Origin of the sequence: Glycomyces sp. L485 (assembly GCF_022548875.1) — a bacterium.
Classification (GTDB): domain Bacteria; phylum Actinomycetota; class Actinomycetes; order Mycobacteriales; family Micromonosporaceae; genus Glycomyces.
The window spans coordinates 1-1134 of the sequence record NZ_JAKZEW010000082.1 but is presented as its reverse complement, the minus strand read 5'-3'; the positions used below and the strand labels follow the sequence as shown (position 1 = coordinate 1134).

Here is a 1134-nt window from a genome sequence, read left to right as displayed (position 1 = left end):
GTCCGAGTGCCCCTCGGCCACCAGGCGTCTGCCTTCACGGCGAATATTGATCTCAGCGTTGGCATCCCGGTCATGGACCGCCCCGCACTCGCACACCCACTCGCGGACCTTCAGGCCTTCCAGCCCGGCAGGTCCGGTAAGCACCCCGCATTCGGAGCACAGCCGCGTGGAGGGGAAGAACCGGTCGATTTTCACGAACGTCCGCCCGGCCCGCGCGGCCTTCGACTCCAGGCGGGCCAGGAACATGCCGAACGCGGCGTCATGGACGCTTTTCGCTGCCCGGCCCCGACTGAGTCCTTTGACGCCCAGGTCTTCGACATAGATCGCTTGGTTCTCGCGAACGATATCGTTGACCTGCTTGTCAACCCAGTCGGATCGGTTGTCTTTGATCTTCTCGTGGACCTTCGCGACCCGCACCCGCGCCTTGCGACGGTTCGCACTGCCCTTGGTCTTGCGGGCAAGGACCCGCTGCGCCTTCCCCAGTTTGCGTTCCAGCTTGCGAAAGAACTTCGGGCTCTCGATCACCTTGCCGCCGCGCAGCACCGCGAAGTCTTTCAGGCCCAGGTCGATCCCGGTTTCGGCGTCCGGGTCGGTGAGGGGGTCGAGCAGGTCCGCATCCTCCTCGACCGACACGACGAAGCTGGCGTAGTACCTGCCGGTCGGGGTTTTGATGATCGTGACCGAGGAGGGGCCGGAGGGCAGCTGGCGCGACCAGGCCACCTTGAGGTCCCCGACCTTCGGCAACCGGAGCCTGCCACTGTCGAGCACACTGAACCGAGCGTTGCGCGTGAACCGGATCGACTGCGTGTTCGACCGGCGCTTGAACCGGGGCGGCCCCATACGCGCACCGCCCCGCTTGCCCGCCAACGAGGCGAAGAAGTTCCGATGCGCCCGGTCGGCATCGGCCAGAGCCTGCTGGAGCACCACCACTGACACCTCCGCCAGCCAGGAGCGCTCCGGCGTCCGCTTCGCCTCAGTGATCAACGTCTTGGACAAGTACGCCGTGGACGGGTAGGGCAGGCCCTGCGCGTGCGCGCGCTTCCTCGCCGCCACCGCGTCATTGAACACGACGCGGGCCGACCCGAACGCGCGAGCGAGCGAAACCCGCTGCGGCGCGGTCGGATACACCCGGTA

General features: G+C 66.8%; 1 protein-coding gene. It reads right to left on the bottom strand.

Translation table 11 applies throughout. The features are described 5' to 3' along the window. On the bottom strand, positions 1 to 1134 hold a 1134-nt coding region (locus L0U85_RS20110; RefSeq protein WP_241379553.1), incomplete at both ends, for a transposase.